General features: G+C 81.1%; 1 pseudogene. It reads left to right on the top strand.

The window, feature by feature from the left end:
• Positions 1 to 238: pseudogene (locus BST40_RS32770) on the top strand (hypothetical protein); the annotation flags it as partial.

Here is a 238-nt window from a genome sequence, read left to right as displayed (position 1 = left end):
CGCCAGCCCCGCCCCCGTTCGTGGGGTTGCCGACGCCGCCCAGGCCGCCGGTGCCGCCCCTGCCGCCGTCACCGGCGCCGGCTGTGGCACCAGCGGACCCGAGGAATCCGCCGGAGCCACCGGCCCCGCCGACGCCACCGGTGCCGCCGTCACCGCCATTACCACCGGTGCCGGCCAAGGAGAACTGCGTGCCCGGGGCGCCCTGCGCGCCCATCCCGCCCGCGCCGCCGTCCCCGCC

The organism is Mycobacterium persicum, assembly GCF_002086675.1.
Lineage (GTDB): Bacteria > Actinomycetota > Actinomycetes > Mycobacteriales > Mycobacteriaceae > Mycobacterium > Mycobacterium persicum.
This window is presented reverse-complemented; position numbering and strand designations above follow the sequence as displayed.